This window comes from Ferrovibrio sp., from assembly GCF_019636075.1.
Lineage (GTDB): Bacteria > Pseudomonadota > Alphaproteobacteria > Ferrovibrionales > Ferrovibrionaceae > Ferrovibrio.
Genome location: NZ_JAHBYG010000028.1, coordinates 24,208 through 40,970, shown reverse-complemented (window position 1 = coordinate 40,970; position 16,763 = coordinate 24,208). Strand labels below are relative to the sequence as shown.

The 16,763-nt window shown below is 62.2% G+C and carries 14 protein-coding genes and 1 pseudogene; 7 read left to right on the top strand and 8 right to left on the bottom strand.

What is annotated here, in order from left to right:
- Nucleotides 1–9 precede the first annotated feature (9 nt).
- Nucleotides 10–1,317 carry a TRAP transporter large permease gene (locus tag KF827_RS12580; RefSeq protein ID WP_291005845.1) on the top strand — a complete coding sequence of 436 codons (1,308 nt, stop codon included), beginning with the start codon at nt 10–12 and terminating at the stop codon, nt 1,315–1,317.
- A gap of 16 nt (nt 1,318–1,333) precedes the next feature.
- Here KF827_RS12580 and KF827_RS12575 read toward each other — a convergent pair whose 3' ends face one another.
- The 5 genes from KF827_RS12575 to KF827_RS12555 all read right to left on the bottom strand — a co-directional run bounded on the left by KF827_RS12575 (nt 1,334) and on the right by KF827_RS12555 (nt 9,563).
- The gene (locus tag KF827_RS12575) at nt 1,334–1,714 is read right to left on the bottom strand and encodes a DUF1850 domain-containing protein (RefSeq protein ID WP_291005843.1); all 381 of its coding nucleotides are present in this window, start codon (nt 1,712–1,714) and stop codon (nt 1,334–1,336) included.
- A gap of 1 nt (nt 1,715) precedes the next feature.
- Complete coding sequence (locus KF827_RS12570; protein ID WP_291005841.1) at nt 1,716–3,791, bottom strand: TRAP transporter permease; 2,076 nt, start codon at nt 3,789–3,791, stop codon at nt 1,716–1,718.
- Nucleotides 3,792–3,897: 106 nt separating this feature from the next.
- Nucleotides 3,898–4,860 (bottom strand): TAXI family TRAP transporter solute-binding subunit, encoded by a 963-nt coding sequence (locus KF827_RS12565; RefSeq protein ID WP_291005838.1) that lies wholly within the window; start codon nt 4,858–4,860, stop codon nt 3,898–3,900.
- Between the two features lie 184 nt (nt 4,861–5,044).
- Nucleotides 5,045–6,862, bottom strand: a complete 1,818-nt coding sequence (locus KF827_RS12560; protein ID WP_291005836.1) for a hypothetical protein — start codon at nt 6,860–6,862, stop codon at nt 5,045–5,047.
- Between the two features lie 34 nt (nt 6,863–6,896).
- Nucleotides 6,897–9,563, bottom strand: a complete 2,667-nt coding sequence (locus KF827_RS12555; RefSeq protein WP_291005833.1) for a glycosyltransferase — start codon at nt 9,561–9,563, stop codon at nt 6,897–6,899.
- A 363-nt stretch (nt 9,564–9,926) separates the two neighbouring features.
- Between KF827_RS12555 and KF827_RS12550 the strand changes: the two genes are divergently transcribed.
- The 3 genes from KF827_RS12550 (at nt 9,927) to KF827_RS12540 (ending at nt 12,682) form a co-directional block, all read left to right on the top strand.
- Nucleotides 9,927–10,844, top strand: coding sequence for a DMT family transporter (locus KF827_RS12550; RefSeq protein ID WP_291005830.1), 918 nt, complete (start codon nt 9,927–9,929; stop codon nt 10,842–10,844).
- Nucleotides 10,841–12,028 carry a pyridoxal phosphate-dependent aminotransferase gene (locus KF827_RS12545; RefSeq protein ID WP_291005827.1) on the top strand — a complete coding sequence of 396 codons (1,188 nt, stop codon included), beginning with the start codon at nt 10,841–10,843 and terminating at the stop codon, nt 12,026–12,028. Before KF827_RS12550 ends, KF827_RS12545 begins: the two co-directional genes overlap by 4 nt.
- A 159-nt stretch (nt 12,029–12,187) precedes the next feature.
- Nucleotides 12,188–12,682 carry a hypothetical protein gene (locus tag KF827_RS12540; protein ID WP_291005824.1) on the top strand — a complete coding sequence of 165 codons (495 nt, stop codon included), beginning with the start codon at nt 12,188–12,190 and terminating at the stop codon, nt 12,680–12,682.
- Between the two features lie 108 nt (nt 12,683–12,790).
- Here the strand turns inward: KF827_RS12540 and KF827_RS12535 are convergent, their stop codons facing one another.
- Entirely contained in the window at nt 12,791–13,813 is a 1,023-nt protein-coding gene (locus KF827_RS12535; protein ID WP_291005821.1) for a hypothetical protein, read from the bottom strand.
- A 497-nt stretch (nt 13,814–14,310) separates the two neighbouring features.
- Here KF827_RS12535 and KF827_RS12530 point away from each other — a divergent pair, with 497 nt between their 5' ends.
- Nucleotides 14,311–14,733 carry a hypothetical protein gene (locus tag KF827_RS12530; RefSeq protein WP_291005818.1) on the top strand — a complete coding sequence of 141 codons (423 nt, stop codon included), beginning with the start codon at nt 14,311–14,313 and terminating at the stop codon, nt 14,731–14,733.
- Between the two features lie 5 nt (nt 14,734–14,738).
- Here the strand turns inward: KF827_RS12530 and KF827_RS12525 are convergent, their stop codons facing one another.
- Both KF827_RS12525 and KF827_RS12520 read right to left on the bottom strand, forming a co-directional pair.
- Nucleotides 14,739–15,659 carry a class I SAM-dependent rRNA methyltransferase gene (locus KF827_RS12525; protein WP_291005898.1) on the bottom strand — a complete coding sequence of 307 codons (921 nt, stop codon included), beginning with the start codon at nt 15,657–15,659 and terminating at the stop codon, nt 14,739–14,741.
- Between the two features lie 69 nt (nt 15,660–15,728).
- Nucleotides 15,729–15,935: pseudogene (locus tag KF827_RS12520) on the bottom strand (RlmI/RlmK family 23S rRNA methyltransferase); the annotation flags it as partial.
- 72 nt (nt 15,936–16,007) lie between these two features.
- Here KF827_RS12520 and KF827_RS12515 point away from each other — a divergent pair.
- Nucleotides 16,008–16,418, top strand: coding sequence for an HIT family protein (locus KF827_RS12515; RefSeq protein ID WP_291005810.1), 411 nt, complete (start codon nt 16,008–16,010; stop codon nt 16,416–16,418).
- Between the two features lie 13 nt (nt 16,419–16,431).
- Entirely contained in the window at nt 16,432–16,713 is a 282-nt protein-coding gene (locus KF827_RS12510) for a SemiSWEET transporter (protein WP_291005807.1), read from the top strand.
- Nucleotides 16,714–16,763 lie beyond the last annotated feature (50 nt).

Sequence of the window (16,763 nt, the reverse complement as noted above, 5' to 3'; positions counted from 1 at the left end):
GAAAAGCGCATGACCTTCCTGATCATTCTGACAGTGCTGATCGCGCTGCTTTACACTGGCCTGCCGATGTTTGCCGGCATGTTCCTGTTTTCGGTGGGCATCCTGTTCTGGGTGGAAGGCGGCGTGCCCACCCTGGGCGAAACCATCCTGGGCCATCTGGATGGCTATCTGCTGGTGGCGATTCCGCTGTTCATGCTGATGTCGCATTTCATGGTGCGCGGCAAGGTGGTGGACGACCTCTACGCCGCCGCCCACACCTTCCTGCGCCACATCCCGGGCGGCTTGGGGATTGCCACGGTGTTTGCCTGCGCGGTATTCGCCGCGATATCCGGCTCGTCGGTGGCCACCGCACTCACCATCGGCGCCGTGGCCATCCCGCAAATGCTGAAATACGGCTACAGCCCGCGCGGCGCCTATGGCGTGGTGGCCGGCGGCGGCACGCTGGGCATTCTGATTCCGCCCTCGGCACCGATGGTGCTGTATGGCGTGGCCTCGGATACATCGGTGGGCGCGCTGTTCATGGCCGGCGTGATCCCCGGCATCTTGCTGGCGGCGATTTTCGCGGCCTATTGCTTTTTCACCGAGGGACGGCGCGAAGCCAAGCTGATCGCGGAAGGCACATTCGTGCGCCCCGCCCGCGCCAGCCTGCGCGAGATGGGCCATGCCATCAAACGCTCGTTCTGGGCGCTCACCTTGCCGCCTTTCGTGCTTGGCGGCATGTATTTCGGCATCTTCACCGCCACCGAGGCGGCGGCCACCGGCGCGCTCTGGGCCTTGCTGATCGCGGCCTTCATCTATCGCCAGGTGGGGCCGAAACAGATTTGGGAAGGCGGCCAGGAAGCCGCGCGAATCTCTGCCGTGCTGTTCATGATCATCGTATCGGCCGGTCTGTTCGGCCATATGCTGACCAAGCTGCATGTGCCCGACCAGCTGGTGGCCTGGGTGGTGGAGAATAATGTATCTCGCACGCAGTTTCTGATCATGATGATGCTGCTGCTGTTCGTGCTGGGGCTGATCCTGGAAAGCTTCTCGATCATCCTGATCACCACGCCGGTGATCCTGCCGGTGCTGGCGCAATTGGATATCGACCGGGTCTGGTATGGCGTCATGCTGACCATCAACCTGGAACTGGCGCTGATTTCGCCGCCGGTGGGCATGAACCTGATCGTGATCCGCTCGCTTACCGGCGCCCCGCTGCTGGAAGTGGACAAAGCCGCCCTTCCCTACATGGCGATGATGGGGCTGGCGATCGGCCTGATCATCCTGATCCCCAGCCTGGCGCTATGGCTGCCGGGTACGATGCAGTTGGGCAATTGAAAACGCGCGGCTGAAATCAGCCGCCGCAGGTTTTCAGCGTGATGGTGGCATCGCTGGGGGCATCGGGGAAAAACCGCCCGAGCGGCTGGCAGGCACCGCCGACACAGAGCGACCAATCGGCACCGGTATATTCCGAACGCGTGAGCGGCAATTCGGCAATCGGCGCACGCTTGGGCGACCAGACCCAGAAGCCATCCTTCAACACCGCATCTTCGCCGGGCTCCATGCCCGCGCCGCTGCCTTGCACGGCGGCACGGGTGAGCAACAGGCCATCGGGCGTGGCGCGCCAGATTTCGTGCCACGCGGTTTTCTGTACGCTATGGGTCCAATGCAGCTCTGCCTGGCTGGTGTTCAACGCAACCAACGCGCCGCCCAAGGCCAGGCAGAGGCCCAGCATATCAGGCCGGCTTGGCAGGAATGCGGGTGCGCCACCAATGCCAGGCGATGAAGGCCACCGACATGGCAAAGCCCACCTCATCCGTGATCGGAGCGGCCACCACCAGCATGAACGCCGCCGCCGTGGCGAAGATGCGCTCTGGCCAGTTGAGCGGGCCCCACAGCCAGGCGCTGGCCGCCGCGCCCCACAGGCCCACCGAGATAACGGCCTTGAGCAGCACATAGCCGGTATCGAACCAGGTGCCGCCCTGCAGCATCAGCGCCGGGGTATACACCGCCATGAACGGCACGACATAGCCGGCAATGCCGATCTTGGTGGCTGTGATGGCGATTTTCATATGCGATTCCTTCGCCACCGAAGACGCCGCAAGGGCTGCCAGGGCCACCGGCGGCGTGAGATCCGCCATGATGCCGAAGTAGAACACGAACATGTGGCTGACGATCAGCGGCACGCCCATTTCCAGCAACACCGGCGCCGCCATGGACGAGGTGATGATGTAATTGGGAATGGTGGGCAGGCCGGTGCCGAGGATCAGGCAGGCGATCATGGTCATGATCAGGGCCAGCAGCAGGTTGTCGCCGGCCACCGCCAGAATGCCGCGCGCGATATCGTTGGCCAGGCCGGTCATCTGCGAGATGCCGATCAGGATGCCAACCAGCGCACAAGCCATGCCCACGCCGAGCGCGCCCTTGGCGGCATCGGCGAAGCTTTCCAGGATCAGGCGCTGCAATTGACGGCCGCCCTTCACGAACCAGGTGACCACCACCAGCAGCACGATCAGCGCAATCGCGGTCTGCTCCACGCGCATGTTGACGACTTCCACCAGCAAGAAGGCAAGCAGCCCCAGCGTGACCCAGAACAGCACGCGCAGCAGCACCACCTTGGTGGCGCCGGTGGCATGCTGGCCGAGGATCAGGATGGCGGTGAGCGCCATGCCCACCGTGCCGGCAAACAGCGGCGTGAAGCCGGTGAACAGGAGATAGACCAGCGCCGCCAGCGGAATGATCAGGTACCATTGCCGCTTGATCGCCGCCCAGGCATTGGGGCATTCCGCCTTGGGAATGCCGACCAGATTGCGGCGGCCGGCTTCGAGATGCACCATCCAGAAGGCCGAACCGAAATACAGCAACGCCGGGAAAACCGCCGCGATGGCGATTTCCGAATAAGGCTGGCCGATGGTTTCGGCCATGATGAAGGCAACCGCGCCCATCACCGGCGGCATGATCTGACCGCCCATCGAGGCCGTGGCTTCCACCGCGCCGGCGAACACGCCGCTATAGCCGAAGCGCTTCATCAGCGGGATGGTGAACTGGCCGGTGGTGAGCACATTGGCCACGCCGGAGCCGTTGATGGTACCCATCAGGCCAGACGAGATCACCGATACCTTGGCCGGGCCGCCCTTATGATGGCCCACGGTGCCAAGCGCGATATCGTTGAACAGCTGGATCATACCGGCGCGTTCGAGCAAGGCGCCGAACAGGATGAACAGGAAAATGAAGGTGGCCGACACGAAGGTGGGCGTGCCATAGAGGCCCTCGGTGCCCAGATAGAGCACATCCACCACCTGTTCGAAATCGAAACCGCGATGCTGCAGAAAACCGGGCAACGAACGGCCCCAGATCGCATAAGGGATGAACAGGCCGCAGATCACCGGCAATTCCCAGCCCATGATGCGGCGCGCGCCCTCGATCACCAGGCCGGTGACGATCACACCCACCACCAGGTCGGCCGTGGTCGGTTCGCCGGCCCGCAGAATCAGGTCGGCCTCGAAAATCCAATGATAGAAGCCCAGCGCGAAACCGCTGCCGGCCAGCACCCAATCATACCACGGAATTCCCTTGGTGGCGGCGCCGCGGCGAAAGCGGAACAACAGGAAGGTGAGCAGCAGCAGGAAACCCACATGCATGCTGCGCAGCACGATGGATGGCAGCGGGCTGAAAGCGGCATTGATCACCTGGAAGAAGGTGAAGGCGATGGCGATGAAGAACACCGTCCTGCCTTGCCAGCCGTCCAGCAAGGCGGCGCCATGGGTGGGGTTTTCCTTGTCGATGATAGCCGACTGCTCTGTCGCACTCATGCCGTAATCTCCGCGCTACCGCTTGCTGCCTGCAAAGCGAAACGCCGGCGCCGATTTTGAGTGGCGGCGCCGGCGCTGTTGGTTGTGGTGTGGTTCGGCCCGAACCTTAGTTCATCAGGCCCTTTTCCTTGTAGAACTTCACAGCGCCCGGATGGAACGGCACCGGGGAATTCTTCGAAGCGGCTTGAAGGGTGATGGCCTTGGCGGCGGCATGCGAGGCATGCAGCACATCCAGGTTGTCGAAGGTGGCCTTGGTCATCTTGTAGACCAGGTCTTCCGACAGCTTGGCATTGGTGACCAGGAAGTTGCCCACGGCCACCGCCGGAGTGGCGGCATCCTGGCCCTTGTAGGTACCGGCCGGAATGCTGGTGGCCACATAGGCCGCATCGCCGATCTTGGCAACGGTATCGGCCGGCACCGACACGATCACGATGTCGATGGAATTGGCCAGATCGCGGATCGAGGCCACGCCGAGCGCCGCCGATTGCAGGGTCACGTCGAGCTGACGGTTCTTCATCAGATCGACCGACTCGCCGAAGCCGAGATATTCGACCTTGGAGAAGTCGCTATACTTCAGGCCCGCAGCGCCCAGCACGGCGCGGGCATTCAGTTCGGTGCCCGATTTCGGCGCACCCACCGAGATGCGCTTGCCCTTCAGATCGGCCAGGGTCTTGATGCCCGAACCGGCAGAAGCAACGATCTGGATATAGTTGGAATAAATCGCAGCAACGGCGCGCAGATCGGTCAGCTTGGTGGAAAAGCCGGCATCGGCCTTGCCATTCCAGGCATCCGACAGCGAGTCACCCAGCGTGAAGGCGATTTCGCCCTTGCCGCCATTGAGCAGGTTGAGGTTCTCCACCGAAGCCTTGGTGGGCTGCACCTGCAGCTTGGCGCCGGGCATACCCTTGCCGATGGCATTGGAGAGCGCCACGCCGATCGGGTAATACGCGCCCGAGGTGCCGCCAGTGAGAATATTCACGAAATCCTGCGCCTTGGCCTGCGGGCCGGCGAGCACCAGCCCGGTGGCGAGAGCGGCGGCGGCGACGAAGGTCTTGCGGAAAGCAAGCATGCCAATTCCTCCTTGCATGAAGTCTTTGTATGCGACCGCACCGGGCTGGCCAATATATGCTTCGCCGGGTCGGCCGGTTATCACTGCGCCGGACAATACCAGACGCTGCTGCAAGGGTTTTAACGGCTTGAGCCGCCAGGGGCAATCGCTTTATGCCCGAGGCGGCTTCATGGCCGAAACAGCTTCATGGTTTAGCGCTGCTGCGGGCCAGATGCAGATTGGCCAGGAACGGGATGGCATAAGCCACCGCGATCAACGCCCAGCCAACGGCTTCGCGATTGCTCACCCGCTCCACCACCAGCATCACAACGCTTGCAGCGATTAAAAGATAGGCAAGCGCGGCATCCCATCGCAGATGGGCAGCGTTCGCACCCGGTAACGGCTGCGTGAAGCCGCTGGCCAGCGCAAACAGCGCGCCGTTTTTTTGCCCTGCAACATAAGTGAGAATCCGCAGCAGCAGGAAACCCGCCACCGGCAGCAAGGCGTAATCCACCGGAAAATCCCGATAGCGGCCAGCGGCGGCCAGCATCACGGTCTGATACAACGCAAACAGCGCGAAACCGATGAACAGCCATTCCGCCAGCCGGGCGCGGCGCTGGGCATTCCAACGCCCAAGCTTTTCCGCTGAAACGGTGTGGTTACCCAGCGGCAGATAGAGCGGCAGATAACTGCGAATCTCGCCGAGCCGCACCTTCACACCAGCCAGGGCGGCTTGCGGCGCCGGCTTGCCGGCCAGACGATCGAGCAACTCGGCCAGCAGCAGCAGGGCGAACATCGCCTGCAGCACGAACAGCAGAATGAATTCGAGCAAGCGCGGCGTGCTGAAATAATGGCTGAGACCATGTTCCACACACGCCGCCAGCGCCGCGCCGCCGGCCTGCGCCAACGCCACGCCGCCCAGCAGACGCCAGAACGGCAATGCAAGCAGGCGCTGCAGATTGAGCACCGCCAGTATCAGCGCAAACAGCGTGGAGAATGCGGCATAGATCGGCCAATTGGGCAGATCGGATACCTTGCCGGCCTGCCCAGCCTGCGCGCCCGACACGCCGAACCCGCCGGGCAGGAATTTCGGGTGGCGCAATTCGTCCAGCACGCCCCAGGCGCCGCCCACGGTGCCTTCCAGCTTGGCTTTCCACGGCTGATCGAAAGCTTCCACGAGGTTGTAATCGAGGCCACGGGTTTCGGCCAGCCGCATGAAATCGGTGGTGAAGGCCGCGGCCTCGGTGAGGCTGGGCACGGCTTCGCGGCGCGAACGGCCCTGGCTGGGCCAGCCCACCTCGCCGATCAGGATCGGCTTGCCGGGCAGCGCCTTGGCCACGATATCGTACACATCCATGATATGCGGCATGGAATGCGCAACGCCGATCGGCATATCCTCCCAATAGGGCAGGAAATGCACGGTGACGAAATCCACCTCATCCAGCAGACGCGGATTCTTCAGCCAGAATTCCCACACATCGGCATAGCTGACCGGCTGCTTCACGGCGGCCTTCACCTTGCGGATATAGCCGATCACTTCATCGGCGGTGAGATCGCGGCGCAGCAGCACCTCGTTGCCCACGATCACCCGCTTGATGGTATCGGGATAGCGGTTGGCCTGATCGATCAGCGCCTCCACTTCCTCGTCGTTGATATCCTTCTTCGGCCCCAGCCAGGCCGAATGGATGACATCGAGATTATAGCGCCGCGCCAGTTCGGGCACGGCCTGCAAGCCTTCGCGCGCCGTATAGGTGCGCACACCCTTGGCCACGCTGCTCACTGCCGCAAGGTCTTCCGCGATCTGGTCGGGCGAGGGAAACACCTTGGTGAACGGACCCTGGCCACGCCGGAAAGGCGCAAAGGATACGCTTTTGATCAGGCCGGGTGCGGCAGCCTGCTGGCCGGCTGCTGCCGACCCCACGGCCACCGGCCGATTGGGCCACCACCAGGCAGCGGCATTCACCGCCGCCACGATGGCCAGGCAGAACAGCAGATACAGGAAACGGCGGGCCGGCGCTGTCATCGTCGGTCTTTACCCTTGCGGCACGGCGGCGGCGTCAATCGGCGCCGGCGGGCGGGTTGCTGGGAGTGCCGGGCTTGGGCAGCGCAAACAGGCTGGGCACCGGCACGTTGGCCACTTTGGCATCGGGTTTGCGCAAACGGCTTTCGGCAGTGCTGATCGCGGCCAGCAACAGCGAAGCGTAATACGGCACCGACTGAGCGAACATCACCACCGCCCAGAGCCGGGCTTCGGGATCTTCGCCGCCCTGGAAATTCCACATGCCGATGCCGGCCAGCGTGAGCAGCAGCGCCAGCAGGGTTTCCTCGCGGGCGATGATGATGGCCTGGATCAACGCCGGCTGATCCTCATGCTTGGGCGTGCGGATGAACGGCAGCTTGGATGTGAACAAGCCGGCCAGCATGGCCTTGGCGATGGTGTAGGTGAGCGCCAGACCGGCCAAGCCCGCCCCCAGGCGCTGACGCAGCGTGCAGGGCACGCGGATTTTGTAGAGCCAGAGGAACTGCGCCACTTTGGCGATGAACACCGCCACCACCGGCAGCAGGAACAGGCCGAGCGGCAGCTCAAAATATTTCGGCAGGATCAGCACGCCCACGGTCCAGAACAGCGAGGCGATGGCAAAGACCAGGCCCAGCGCATCGGCGAACCAGGGCATCCAGCCGGAAATGAAATGGTAGCGCTGCATCGGATCGAGCTTGCGGGTATCGCCGGGCAGCATGTCGCGCCAATGGCGCTTGAGGATCTGCACCGCACCATAGGCCCAGCGATAGCGCTGGGTCTTGTAGCCGCCGAAGCTGTCGGGCGTGAGGCCATAGCCGAAACGGCGGTCGGTATAGACCGACTTCCAGCCGGCGGCGAGCAGGCGCAGGCCCATCTCGCTATCCTCGCAGATGCACCATTCCGCCCAGGGGCCGACCTGATCCATCGCCGCCTTGCGCAGCATGGTCATGGTGCCATGCTGGATGATGGCGTCGCGTTCGTTACGCTGCACCATGCCGATCTGGAAGAAGCCGGCATATTCCCAGTTGATCGCCTCCTTGAAGGCGTCGGTCTTCCAATCGTAGTGATCCTGCGGCGCCTGCACGAAACCGATCTGCGGATTATCGAAATACGGCACCAGGGCCGACAGCCAATCGGGCTCCACCAGATAATCGGCGTCGATCACGCCGACGATTTCGGTATCCTTGGCCATGTTGCGCAGCGCGAAATTCAACGCGCCGGCCTTGTAGCCGGTAAGCGGCGCGACATGGAAGAAACGGAAACGCGGGCCGAGCGTTTCGCAATGCGCCTGCACCGGGCGCCAGACCTTTTCGTCTTTGGTGTTGTTGTCGATCACCAGCACTTCGAAATTCGGATAATCCAGCCGCGCCAGGGCATCCAGGGTCTGCTTCAGCATCTCCGGCGGCTCGTTATAGGCCGGCACATGGATCGAGACCTTGGGCCAATGGGTGCGACTGGCATCGGTCTTATGGCCCAGAAACAGGCGCTGGCGGCGGCTCGACCAGATCACCTCGGATAGTTCCAGGCCTTCCGCCAGCACCATGATGAACAATATCACCAGCAATGGCAGCAGCATCGCCCACATCAGCGCCACGCCGGGGCTCATATAGGTTTTGAAGCCGGCATCCACCACCCAGACGATGGCGGAGGCCACCACCTGGATCAGCAGGCCAAAGAACACCCGGCCGGAGAAGCGCAAATCGCTCCAGCGCGCCAGGAACCACACCATCAGCGGCAGGGCGATCAAAACGCTGCCGGCGGCAAGCTGGGGCCAATGCGGACGATCCTCCACCGGGCCGATCATGGGGAATTTCGGCGTGCGGTCGGCGTTGTAGATGCCCCAATAGGCGCCCACGCTGCCTTCGATATTGCGCTTCCAGGGCTGGTCGAAGGCTTCCATGATGAAGTAATCGAAGCCGCGCTGGTTGGCGATGTTGAGGAAGCCGCGCAGGAAGGTGGCCTGGCTGGACAGGCTGGGCACCGCATCGCGGCGCGTGCGGCCTTCGGACGGCCAGCCGATTTCGGTGATCACCACCTTCTTGGTGGGATGGGCATCCTTCACCTGCTGATAGCGCGCGATGGCGTAATCCACCGCATTCTCGGGCGACTGGCCTTCCCAATAGGGCAGCAGATGGATGGCGATGAAATCCACCTCGCGGCCCAATTGCGGATAGCGCAGCCAGATATCCCAGGTTTCGGCGGTGGAGATTTCCACGCCGGTGCCAGACAAGGCAGTGCGCACGCGGCGGATATACTGGATCAGGTCGTCGATCGGCATGTCGAGCCGCAGCATGGTCTCGTTGCCGACCAGCACGCGGCGGACATTCTTGTTTTCCCGCACGATGCGGATGAGATTCTCGATCTCCTGCTCGTTGCGCTCAAGCCGGCCATCGAGCCAGATGCCCTGCAACACATCCATGCCGTAATAGCCGGCGATGGGCGCGATATCGCCCTGGCCGTCCAGCGTGGAATAGGTGCGCAGATGCTTCACCTTGCTGGAGAGAATCTGCAGGTCGCGGTCGATATCGGCCGCCGACGGAAATTTCTTCTGCTGCGGGCCCTGATCGGCCTGGAAGGGAGAATAATCCACGCCGTTGATCAACTCGCCCCAGGGGCGCGGCTCCACCGGCGGATTGAGGCCAACCCAGCCGGCGATATTGACGGCAACGACGATCAGAAGGACGAGAAGTCCCGAATAACGCATGGCGGCCCGTGATAGCTGACGAACTGGGATAGCTGACGAACTTGCTGGTGACTGTTGCTCTGAAGAGGATACGAACGCCGATACCAAACCGCTGCACGAAGCCGCCGCCACCAGCCACCCTACCGGCCCTCTCCCGATCGAGCAGCATCGGAAATAGCCGAAGAATATGGCGCCTTTACGGCGACGGCGGACTATAGCGCCAAGCCCGCGCGGGAGTCGAGGGGAGGCGCGTATTCCGGCGCCGATCTTTCAACAGCACCGGGCTGTGTTCGAGCCGCTTTCCGGAGAGTGCCCAGAGAGCGCCCCGGAGAGCGTCGGGGGCTGGGTGGTGACGGGCAGCACCAAACCGCGCTAGATAGTTGCATGCTCCCCACCGAAACCAACCCCCTGCCCGGACTGCTGGCCGGTTTTGCCACCGTGGTGCTCTGGGCCGCCGGCCTGGCGCTCACCCGTTTCGGCGTGGTTGGATCGCTGACCGTGTGGGACGTGATGTTCCTGCGCATGTGCATTCCGGCCCTGCTGCTCTGGCCGATCCTGCTGCGCCAGGGCATCGGCTTCGGCCGGGGCCATGACGGCAGCGTGGTGGTGATGCTGATCGGTGCTGGCCTGCCCTTCATCACCCTCAGCACCATAGGCTTCAGCCTGGCGCCGGTGGCGCATGCCGGCGCCTTCATGCCCGGCACCATGCCGCTTTTCGCCGCCCTGCTGTCCTGGCTGGTGCTGGGAGAGAAGCTGAGCCGCGACCGCCTGGCCGGCTTCGGCCTGATCCTGCTGGGCGCCGGCGCCATTGCCGGCTACCATATCCTGCATAGCGAACACGGGGTCTGGCGCGGCCATCTGTTATTCGTCTGCTCCGGTTTCATGTGGGCGAGCTTCACAGTGGCGATGCGGCGTTCCGGCTTCGGCGCCTGGCATGCCACCGCGCTTATCTATTGCAGCGCCGCGCTGCTTTTCGCGCCGGTCTACCTGGTTGCCTTGCCCTCCAACCTGGCCAATGCGCCGCCATTCGAGATCATCGTGCAATTGCTGCAATCGGTGCTGACGGGGGTGCTGAGCCTGTATCTGTTCGGCCTGGCAGTGGGCCGGCTGGGGGCCGGACGGGCCGCCGCCTTCGCCGCGCTCACCCCGGTGATCGCCGCCCTGCTGGGCATTCCGCTGCTGCATGAATGGCCGGAACCGATCACCTGGGCCGGTATCCTGCTGGTGGCCAGCGGCGTGGCCCTGGCCAGCGGCGCGGCAGCGATGCTGTTGCAGCGCCACCGCATGAAAGCACCATTATGATGCCGGGTTCAGACGGATTTCCGCTGCCCCAGCCCTCCTCGCGCAGCAGCGTGGAAATCTACCGCATGTGGTCGATCTACAAAGCGGTGAACCAGCGGCTGCGGGCAGGCGGTGCGGTGGTGAACCTGCTGGTGGGCGAACCCAGCTTTCCGCCGCCCGCCAAGGCGGTGGCGGCAGCCCAGGCCGCGATGGCCGGCCCGGTGGGCTATACCGAAACCCTGGGCATACGGCCGCTGCGCCAGGGTATTGCCGACCTGTATCGCCGCCGCCATGGCCTGGATATTCCCGCCGAACGGATCGCGGTGACCATCGGCACGTCTTCCGGCTTCATGCTGGCTTTCCTGGCCGCTTTCGAGGCCGGGCAGAAAGTGGCGGTGGTGGAGCCCTGTTATCCCGCCTATCGCGGCACGCTGAAGGCGCTGAACCTGACCCCGCACCGCATCGGCACCGATGCCGCCAACGGTTTCCGCCCGCGCGTGCAGGATATCGAGGCGCTGCCGGCCGATATCGCCGGCCTGGTGCTGGCCAGCCCGGCCAACCCCACCGGCACCCTGCTGCCTGCCGCCGACCTGGCCGAAATCTATGCCGCCTGCCGGCGCCGCGGCCTGTGGCTGGTGGTGGACGAACTCTATCACGGCATCGTCTATGGCCAGCCGGCGCCGACGATTCTGGGTCAAGGCCCGGAAGCCATCGTGATCAACGGCTTTTCGAAATACTGGGGTATGACCGGCTGGCGGATCGGCTGGCTGGTGCTGCCCGAACGGCTGGTGCCGCGGGTGGAAGCCCTGGCCGGCAGTTTACAGATTTCGGCGCCCTACCTGTCGCAGGTGGCCGCCCTAGCGGCGCTGGAATGCGAGCCGGAGATGGAGCAAAGGCTGGCGCTCTATGCCGCCAACCGGCAAAAGCTGCTGCAGGCCCTGCCCGGCCTGGGGCTGAACAGCTTCGCGCCGCCCGATGGCGCTTTCTATCTGTATTGCAACATAAGCCATCTGGCCGATGATTCGGTGGCGTTCTGCCAGCGCATGCTGGACGAGACCGGCGTGGTGGCAGCCCCCGGGGTGGATTTCGACAGCCAGGAAGGCCATCGTTTCATCCGGTTTTCCTTCTCCGTGGAGGCCGGAACCATCGACCAGGCATTGCAGCGGCTGGGCGAATGGCTACCCAGGCAGGCCCGTCGGGGATAACATCCCAAGCTTGAAATTCCGGGATAAAACCCTCGTCAAAAATCACCGCATATCCCTGCGAATTGTAATAAACTGATCGGTAATCTATTCTACCCTATAAGCGAGCATGACGAACGTTGTAAGCGCATATGGGATTCGACAGCCCGGGATTGCCGGCCGATGAAGAAACCCCAATTCATCAATCCGCCGCAGGATCTGCGCAACAAAGCGGTCAACTTCAAGACCGGCGTGGCGGTACAACTTACAGAAGACATAGCCTCCAAACTTGAAGCCGCCATAGCCGCCAATGGCGACACGTTCGCCATGGAGATTCTGGACAAGCTGAAGACCATGCGCACCACTATTGCCGGCGTGGGGCCAGACAGCATCGCGCGCATGTTCATGCTACCGGCGATCGGCGAACTGGCTTTCGAGATCAAGGGTATGGGCGGCACTTTCGGCTATCCGCTGCTGACCCGGCTGGCGAAATCGCTGCATGATTTCATCCGCGGCCTGAGCATGCCCAGCGATGCGCAGTTCGAGGTGATCCGCATCCATGTGGATGCCATGTATATCCTGCTGGCCCAGCATGTGACCGGCCAGGGCGGCGCCAGCGAATCTGAAATGCTGGCCATGCTCAATCGCGCCATCGATGTGGTGGCAGAGGGCGGCTAGGCCGCCAGTAACCGATGTGCGGCTAGGCCGCCAAGCCTATCGGTGCGCGGCTAGGCCGCCAGTAAACCGATGTGCGGCAGCAGCCAAACCGGCCGATAGCAAACAGCCTCAGTTGAGCTGCTGCTCGGGGTTGGCGTTGGCCTCGATGGTGGAATTCAGCTTGTTCAGGAAAATCTCGAACTGATCCGAGCGCAGGCGCATGCCCGGCTTGTCCATCACGTCGATCTCGAACAGATAATTGCAGTGATCCAGCGCGTTCACGCAGAAACCCAGCACCCAGAAGCGCTCGTTGGCCTTGTTCAGGAAGTCGCGGAACGGGCCCGGATCGTTATGCTCCATGAAGCGGTTGTGGCATTCGCGATAGCTCTTGAAAATATTGATGGTGCTACGCGTCAGGCCCTTCATGCCCTCGATGGTGGTGCGCTTGTGCATCGCATAGAGATCCTTCAGATGGCCCACCATGGCCAGGTCGTAAGGATCGGAATCGGGCGAGGCCAGCCATTTGATGATTTCGGTGCTGCGGCGGATATTTTCCGAATACTTGTATTCGTAATAGGCCACGCCCTTCCAGGCGGTGAGGATCCGGTTGGTCAGCGACTTGTCGATCTTGAAGCTTTCGATGAACAGCTCGGCTTCCTGCGACGTGGTCTTCCACAGGCCGTTGATGAAATCGGTGAGCGAACGGGCGCGCTTCTCGATATACCCCGGCGGAAACGCCTTGGTGATGATCGGATAAACGTCGCGGGTGACGATGCTCTTGATGTTGAGCTCTTCCACCTTATCCAGACCGAGGAACTCGGCGTCGATATTCACCCGCGCCTCGTCGAATTTCACCCGCATCAGAAACGGGTCGAGCGAGGGGATGTCGTCCAGCAGCGAGAGCAGCTCCAGATCGCGGGCGTTTTCCGGGGTGAGCGCGCTCAGATCGATGCCGATGAAGTAGCGCAGTTTTTCAGCGAAATCATGCTCACGCAGATAAACGCCATGGCCGCCATCCTGCGGCATATTGGTATCGTAGGGGAAGTAGAGGCAGGTCTCGACCGGGCGTTCTTTCTTCTGGCCGGCGCCCTCGATGAATTCGTCGATATCCGTTTCGAAGTTCGGATATTTGAAGATGATGGCTTTATTCAACCGGGAGTTGTCAAAGAAATCCCGCCCGATTTTTTTGACTTTTTTCGGGACGTTAAAAACCACATTCGAGCGGTCTGCCAGAATCTTCTCCAGCAAAGGGGAGATATTCTTGCGCGACGACTTCTTCGTTTTCTTCATCATCGGGTTGCCTTAACGCGTACAACGGTACGGCGGGAGTAGAAGCTATTCCCGTCGTCATTGTGCGCCGTCACACTATTGTGAGCCTGGGCAATTTGCAAATCTCCTGGCCGGCTTAGCCATAGAATTATGTCGCTGTGGCAGTTATGCCGCGTACTGCCTTTCTTTTCGGCAGAATTCGGCTCGGCCAGCCGCCTGGACCTATTGGCCGTTTGCCCGCCTGGCATGTAATATTCCTCCGAATACGCGCCAGGGCGCCCCGCTATGAAACGGAAAACATGCGAAGAAAAGTCATTATACCGGAATTCATAGCCGCCCCACAAAACCTCAGACGCAAGGCCGTCAGCCTGACGGTGGGGATGCCGGTGGTTCTGACGCCGGAAACCGCCGCCAAGCTGGAAAAGGTGATTGCGTCGCATGGTGATAATTTTGCCGTTGAAATCCTCGATAAGCTGCGCGACCTGCGAAAGCTGATCCTGGAAGCGGCCGCCGAGCCGCAGGATCGTTATCTGATGTTGCCCAAGGTGGGCTACGCTGCTTTGGATATCAAGGGCATGGGCACCATGTTCGGCTATCCCCTGCTCACCATACTGGCGAAATCGGCACATGATTTCGTCAAGCGGCTGGGCGCCGTTACGGAAGCCCAGTTCGAGGTGATCCGCCTGCATGTGGATGCCATGTATGTTGTGCTGGCCCAGCAGGTGACCGGCGAAGGCAGCACCACCGAAAAAGAGGTGGTGAAGATGCTGCGCGAAGCCATCAACAAGGTGCTGAAGATTTAGCGCCCTCAATCCAGCTGGAAGAGCTGCCATTTCAGATAGGCGCTTTCCGGCACCTGCGGATGCACCGGATGATCTGGACCCGCCCCGCCCTGGGCCAGGATACGACCCTGCCGGCCGGCCGCCGACAGGCCGATCGACACTTCCTTGGCGAACGTCTCCTGCGGCAACAGATGGGCGCAGCAGGCCACGAACCACAGCCCGCCCGGCGCCACCAGCGGCGCGGCCAGCCTGGCCAGCTTGCGGAAGGCCCGCGCGCCGGCGCCAAGATCCTTGCGGCTTTTGACGAAGTTGGGCGGATCGGTGATCACCACATCGAAACGCTCGCCGCCGGCTTGCAGCTTTTCCAGCGCCTCGAAGGCATCGGCCTTCTCGAAGCGGCAAAGCGCATCCAACCCATTGGCCTTGGCACTGCGCGCGGCAAGCTGCAGCGCCAGTTCGGAGCGATCCACCGCCAGCACGCTGCGCGCCCCGGCCTTGGCCGCCCGCAAGGCAAAAGCCCCGGTATGGCTGTAGCAATCCAGCACCCGGGCGCCGCTGCATTGCGCAGCCACCATGTCACGCGCGAAACGCAGATCGTAATACCAGCCGGTCTTCTGCCCGGCGAGCGGATCCAGCGCGAAATGCACACCGCCCTCTTCTACCGACACGCCATCCGGCAACACGCCGCCATCGACCAGTGCAACGCTTTCCTCCAGGCCTTCCAGACGCCGCACCGCTGAATCGTTGCGCAGCACGATGGCACGCGGCGCCAGCACCTGGTGCAACGCCTGTATCATCATCGGCGTGAGCCGTTCGGCCGTGGCGGTATTGGCCTGCAGAATCAGCGAATCGGCCACACGGTCGATGATGAAACCCGGCAAACCATCGCCCTCGGCATGGACCAGACGATAGTAAGGCGCACTGAAGAAGCGTGTGCGGACGGCCAATGCCGCGTGTATTTTGGCTTTCAAAAATTCTATGTCGACATGAGTTTCAGTGTCTGAACTGAACAAGCGCACCGCGATTAGAGAGTGAAGGTTGAACCCACCCACACCCAACCCTCCGCCATGCGCGTCGAATACACGCACCAACTCACCAGGCGAAAGTTTTTTCGCCTCTGCGTCGAGTGTTAGCTCGTTTGCGTAAATCCAAGGGTGACCGGCACGGATACGGCGTTCTTCGCGCGGCTTCACCCGTAAGACGGGCAAGGTGGAAAGGGGCATGGACAGGCTCATGACAATCGGATATCCACCGCGAGCGATACTCCATAAATGGCCTAGAAGCGAGAAGTATCCATGTTCCAATTGCACGAGCAATTACGGCGCGACACTCTGCCGATTTGCCGGATGAAACTCTGCCTCGTGCAGCTTATGAACGATAGCCAGTATCCCTGGCTGGTTCTGGTGCCCGCCGCTGAGAACCTGACCGAGATTTGCGACCTCAGCGAAAAGCAGCGCAAGCTGCTGATCAACGAGATCGCCCAGGCCGAGCGGGTGCTGAAGCATGTGTTCCAGCCGCACAAGATGAATGCGGCGGCGCTGGGCAATGTGGTGCCGCAGCTGCATGTGCATGTGATCGCCCGCTTCAAGGAAGACCCGGCCTGGCCGGGCCCGATCTGGGGCAAGGTGGAACCAAAGCCCTATGACCCGGGCGATTTGCGCGGTATCATCACCAAGCTGCAAAACGCCTTCATCGCCAGGCTCTGATCCTAAAACTATCATGGGCAATGCCCTCATCGACAACGCGGTGCTTTTCGAGGCCGTGGGCCTTTTGGCCGGCACCCTGACCACCGTGGCCTACCTGCCGCAGGTGATCCAGGTCTGGCGCACCCGTTCGGCCCGCGATATCTCGCTGGGCATGTTTCTGTTGATGGTGAGCGGCATCTCGCTCTGGCTGATCTATGGCCTGATGATCGGTTCGGTGGCCCTGATCGCGGCCAACAGCGTGACCCTGGTGCTCACCATGCTGGTGCTGATCGGCAAGCTGAAATACGGCCGGTAGCCGAAGCGTCATGCTTTCCGGCTTGCCCTGATCGGCGCGGGGTATAGACT

Excerpts from the sequence above, each read along its gene's own strand:
- KF827_RS12580 (WP_291005845.1), top strand. The coding sequence starts at position 10 with ATGACCTTCCTGATCATTCTGACAGTGCTGATCGCGCTGCTTTACACT.
- KF827_RS12575 (WP_291005843.1), bottom strand. The coding sequence starts at position 1,714 with ATGCTGGGCCTCTGCCTGGCCTTGGGCGGCGCGTTGGTTGCGTTGAAC.
- KF827_RS12570 (WP_291005841.1), bottom strand. The coding sequence starts at position 3,791 with ATGAGTGCGACAGAGCAGTCGGCTATCATCGACAAGGAAAACCCCACC.
- KF827_RS12565 (WP_291005838.1), bottom strand. The coding sequence starts at position 4,860 with ATGCTTGCTTTCCGCAAGACCTTCGTCGCCGCCGCCGCTCTCGCCACC.
- KF827_RS12560 (WP_291005836.1), bottom strand. The coding sequence starts at position 6,862 with ATGACAGCGCCGGCCCGCCGTTTCCTGTATCTGCTGTTCTGCCTGGCC.
- KF827_RS12555 (WP_291005833.1), bottom strand. The coding sequence starts at position 9,563 with ATGCGTTATTCGGGACTTCTCGTCCTTCTGATCGTCGTTGCCGTCAAT.
- KF827_RS12550 (WP_291005830.1), top strand. The coding sequence starts at position 9,927 with ATGCTCCCCACCGAAACCAACCCCCTGCCCGGACTGCTGGCCGGTTTT.
- KF827_RS12545 (WP_291005827.1), top strand. The coding sequence starts at position 10,841 with ATGATGCCGGGTTCAGACGGATTTCCGCTGCCCCAGCCCTCCTCGCGC.
- KF827_RS12540 (WP_291005824.1), top strand. The coding sequence starts at position 12,188 with ATGAAGAAACCCCAATTCATCAATCCGCCGCAGGATCTGCGCAACAAA.
- KF827_RS12530 (WP_291005818.1), top strand. The coding sequence starts at position 14,311 with ATGCCGGTGGTTCTGACGCCGGAAACCGCCGCCAAGCTGGAAAAGGTG.
- KF827_RS12515 (WP_291005810.1), top strand. The coding sequence starts at position 16,008 with ATGTTCCAATTGCACGAGCAATTACGGCGCGACACTCTGCCGATTTGC.
- KF827_RS12510 (WP_291005807.1), top strand. The coding sequence starts at position 16,432 with ATGGGCAATGCCCTCATCGACAACGCGGTGCTTTTCGAGGCCGTGGGC.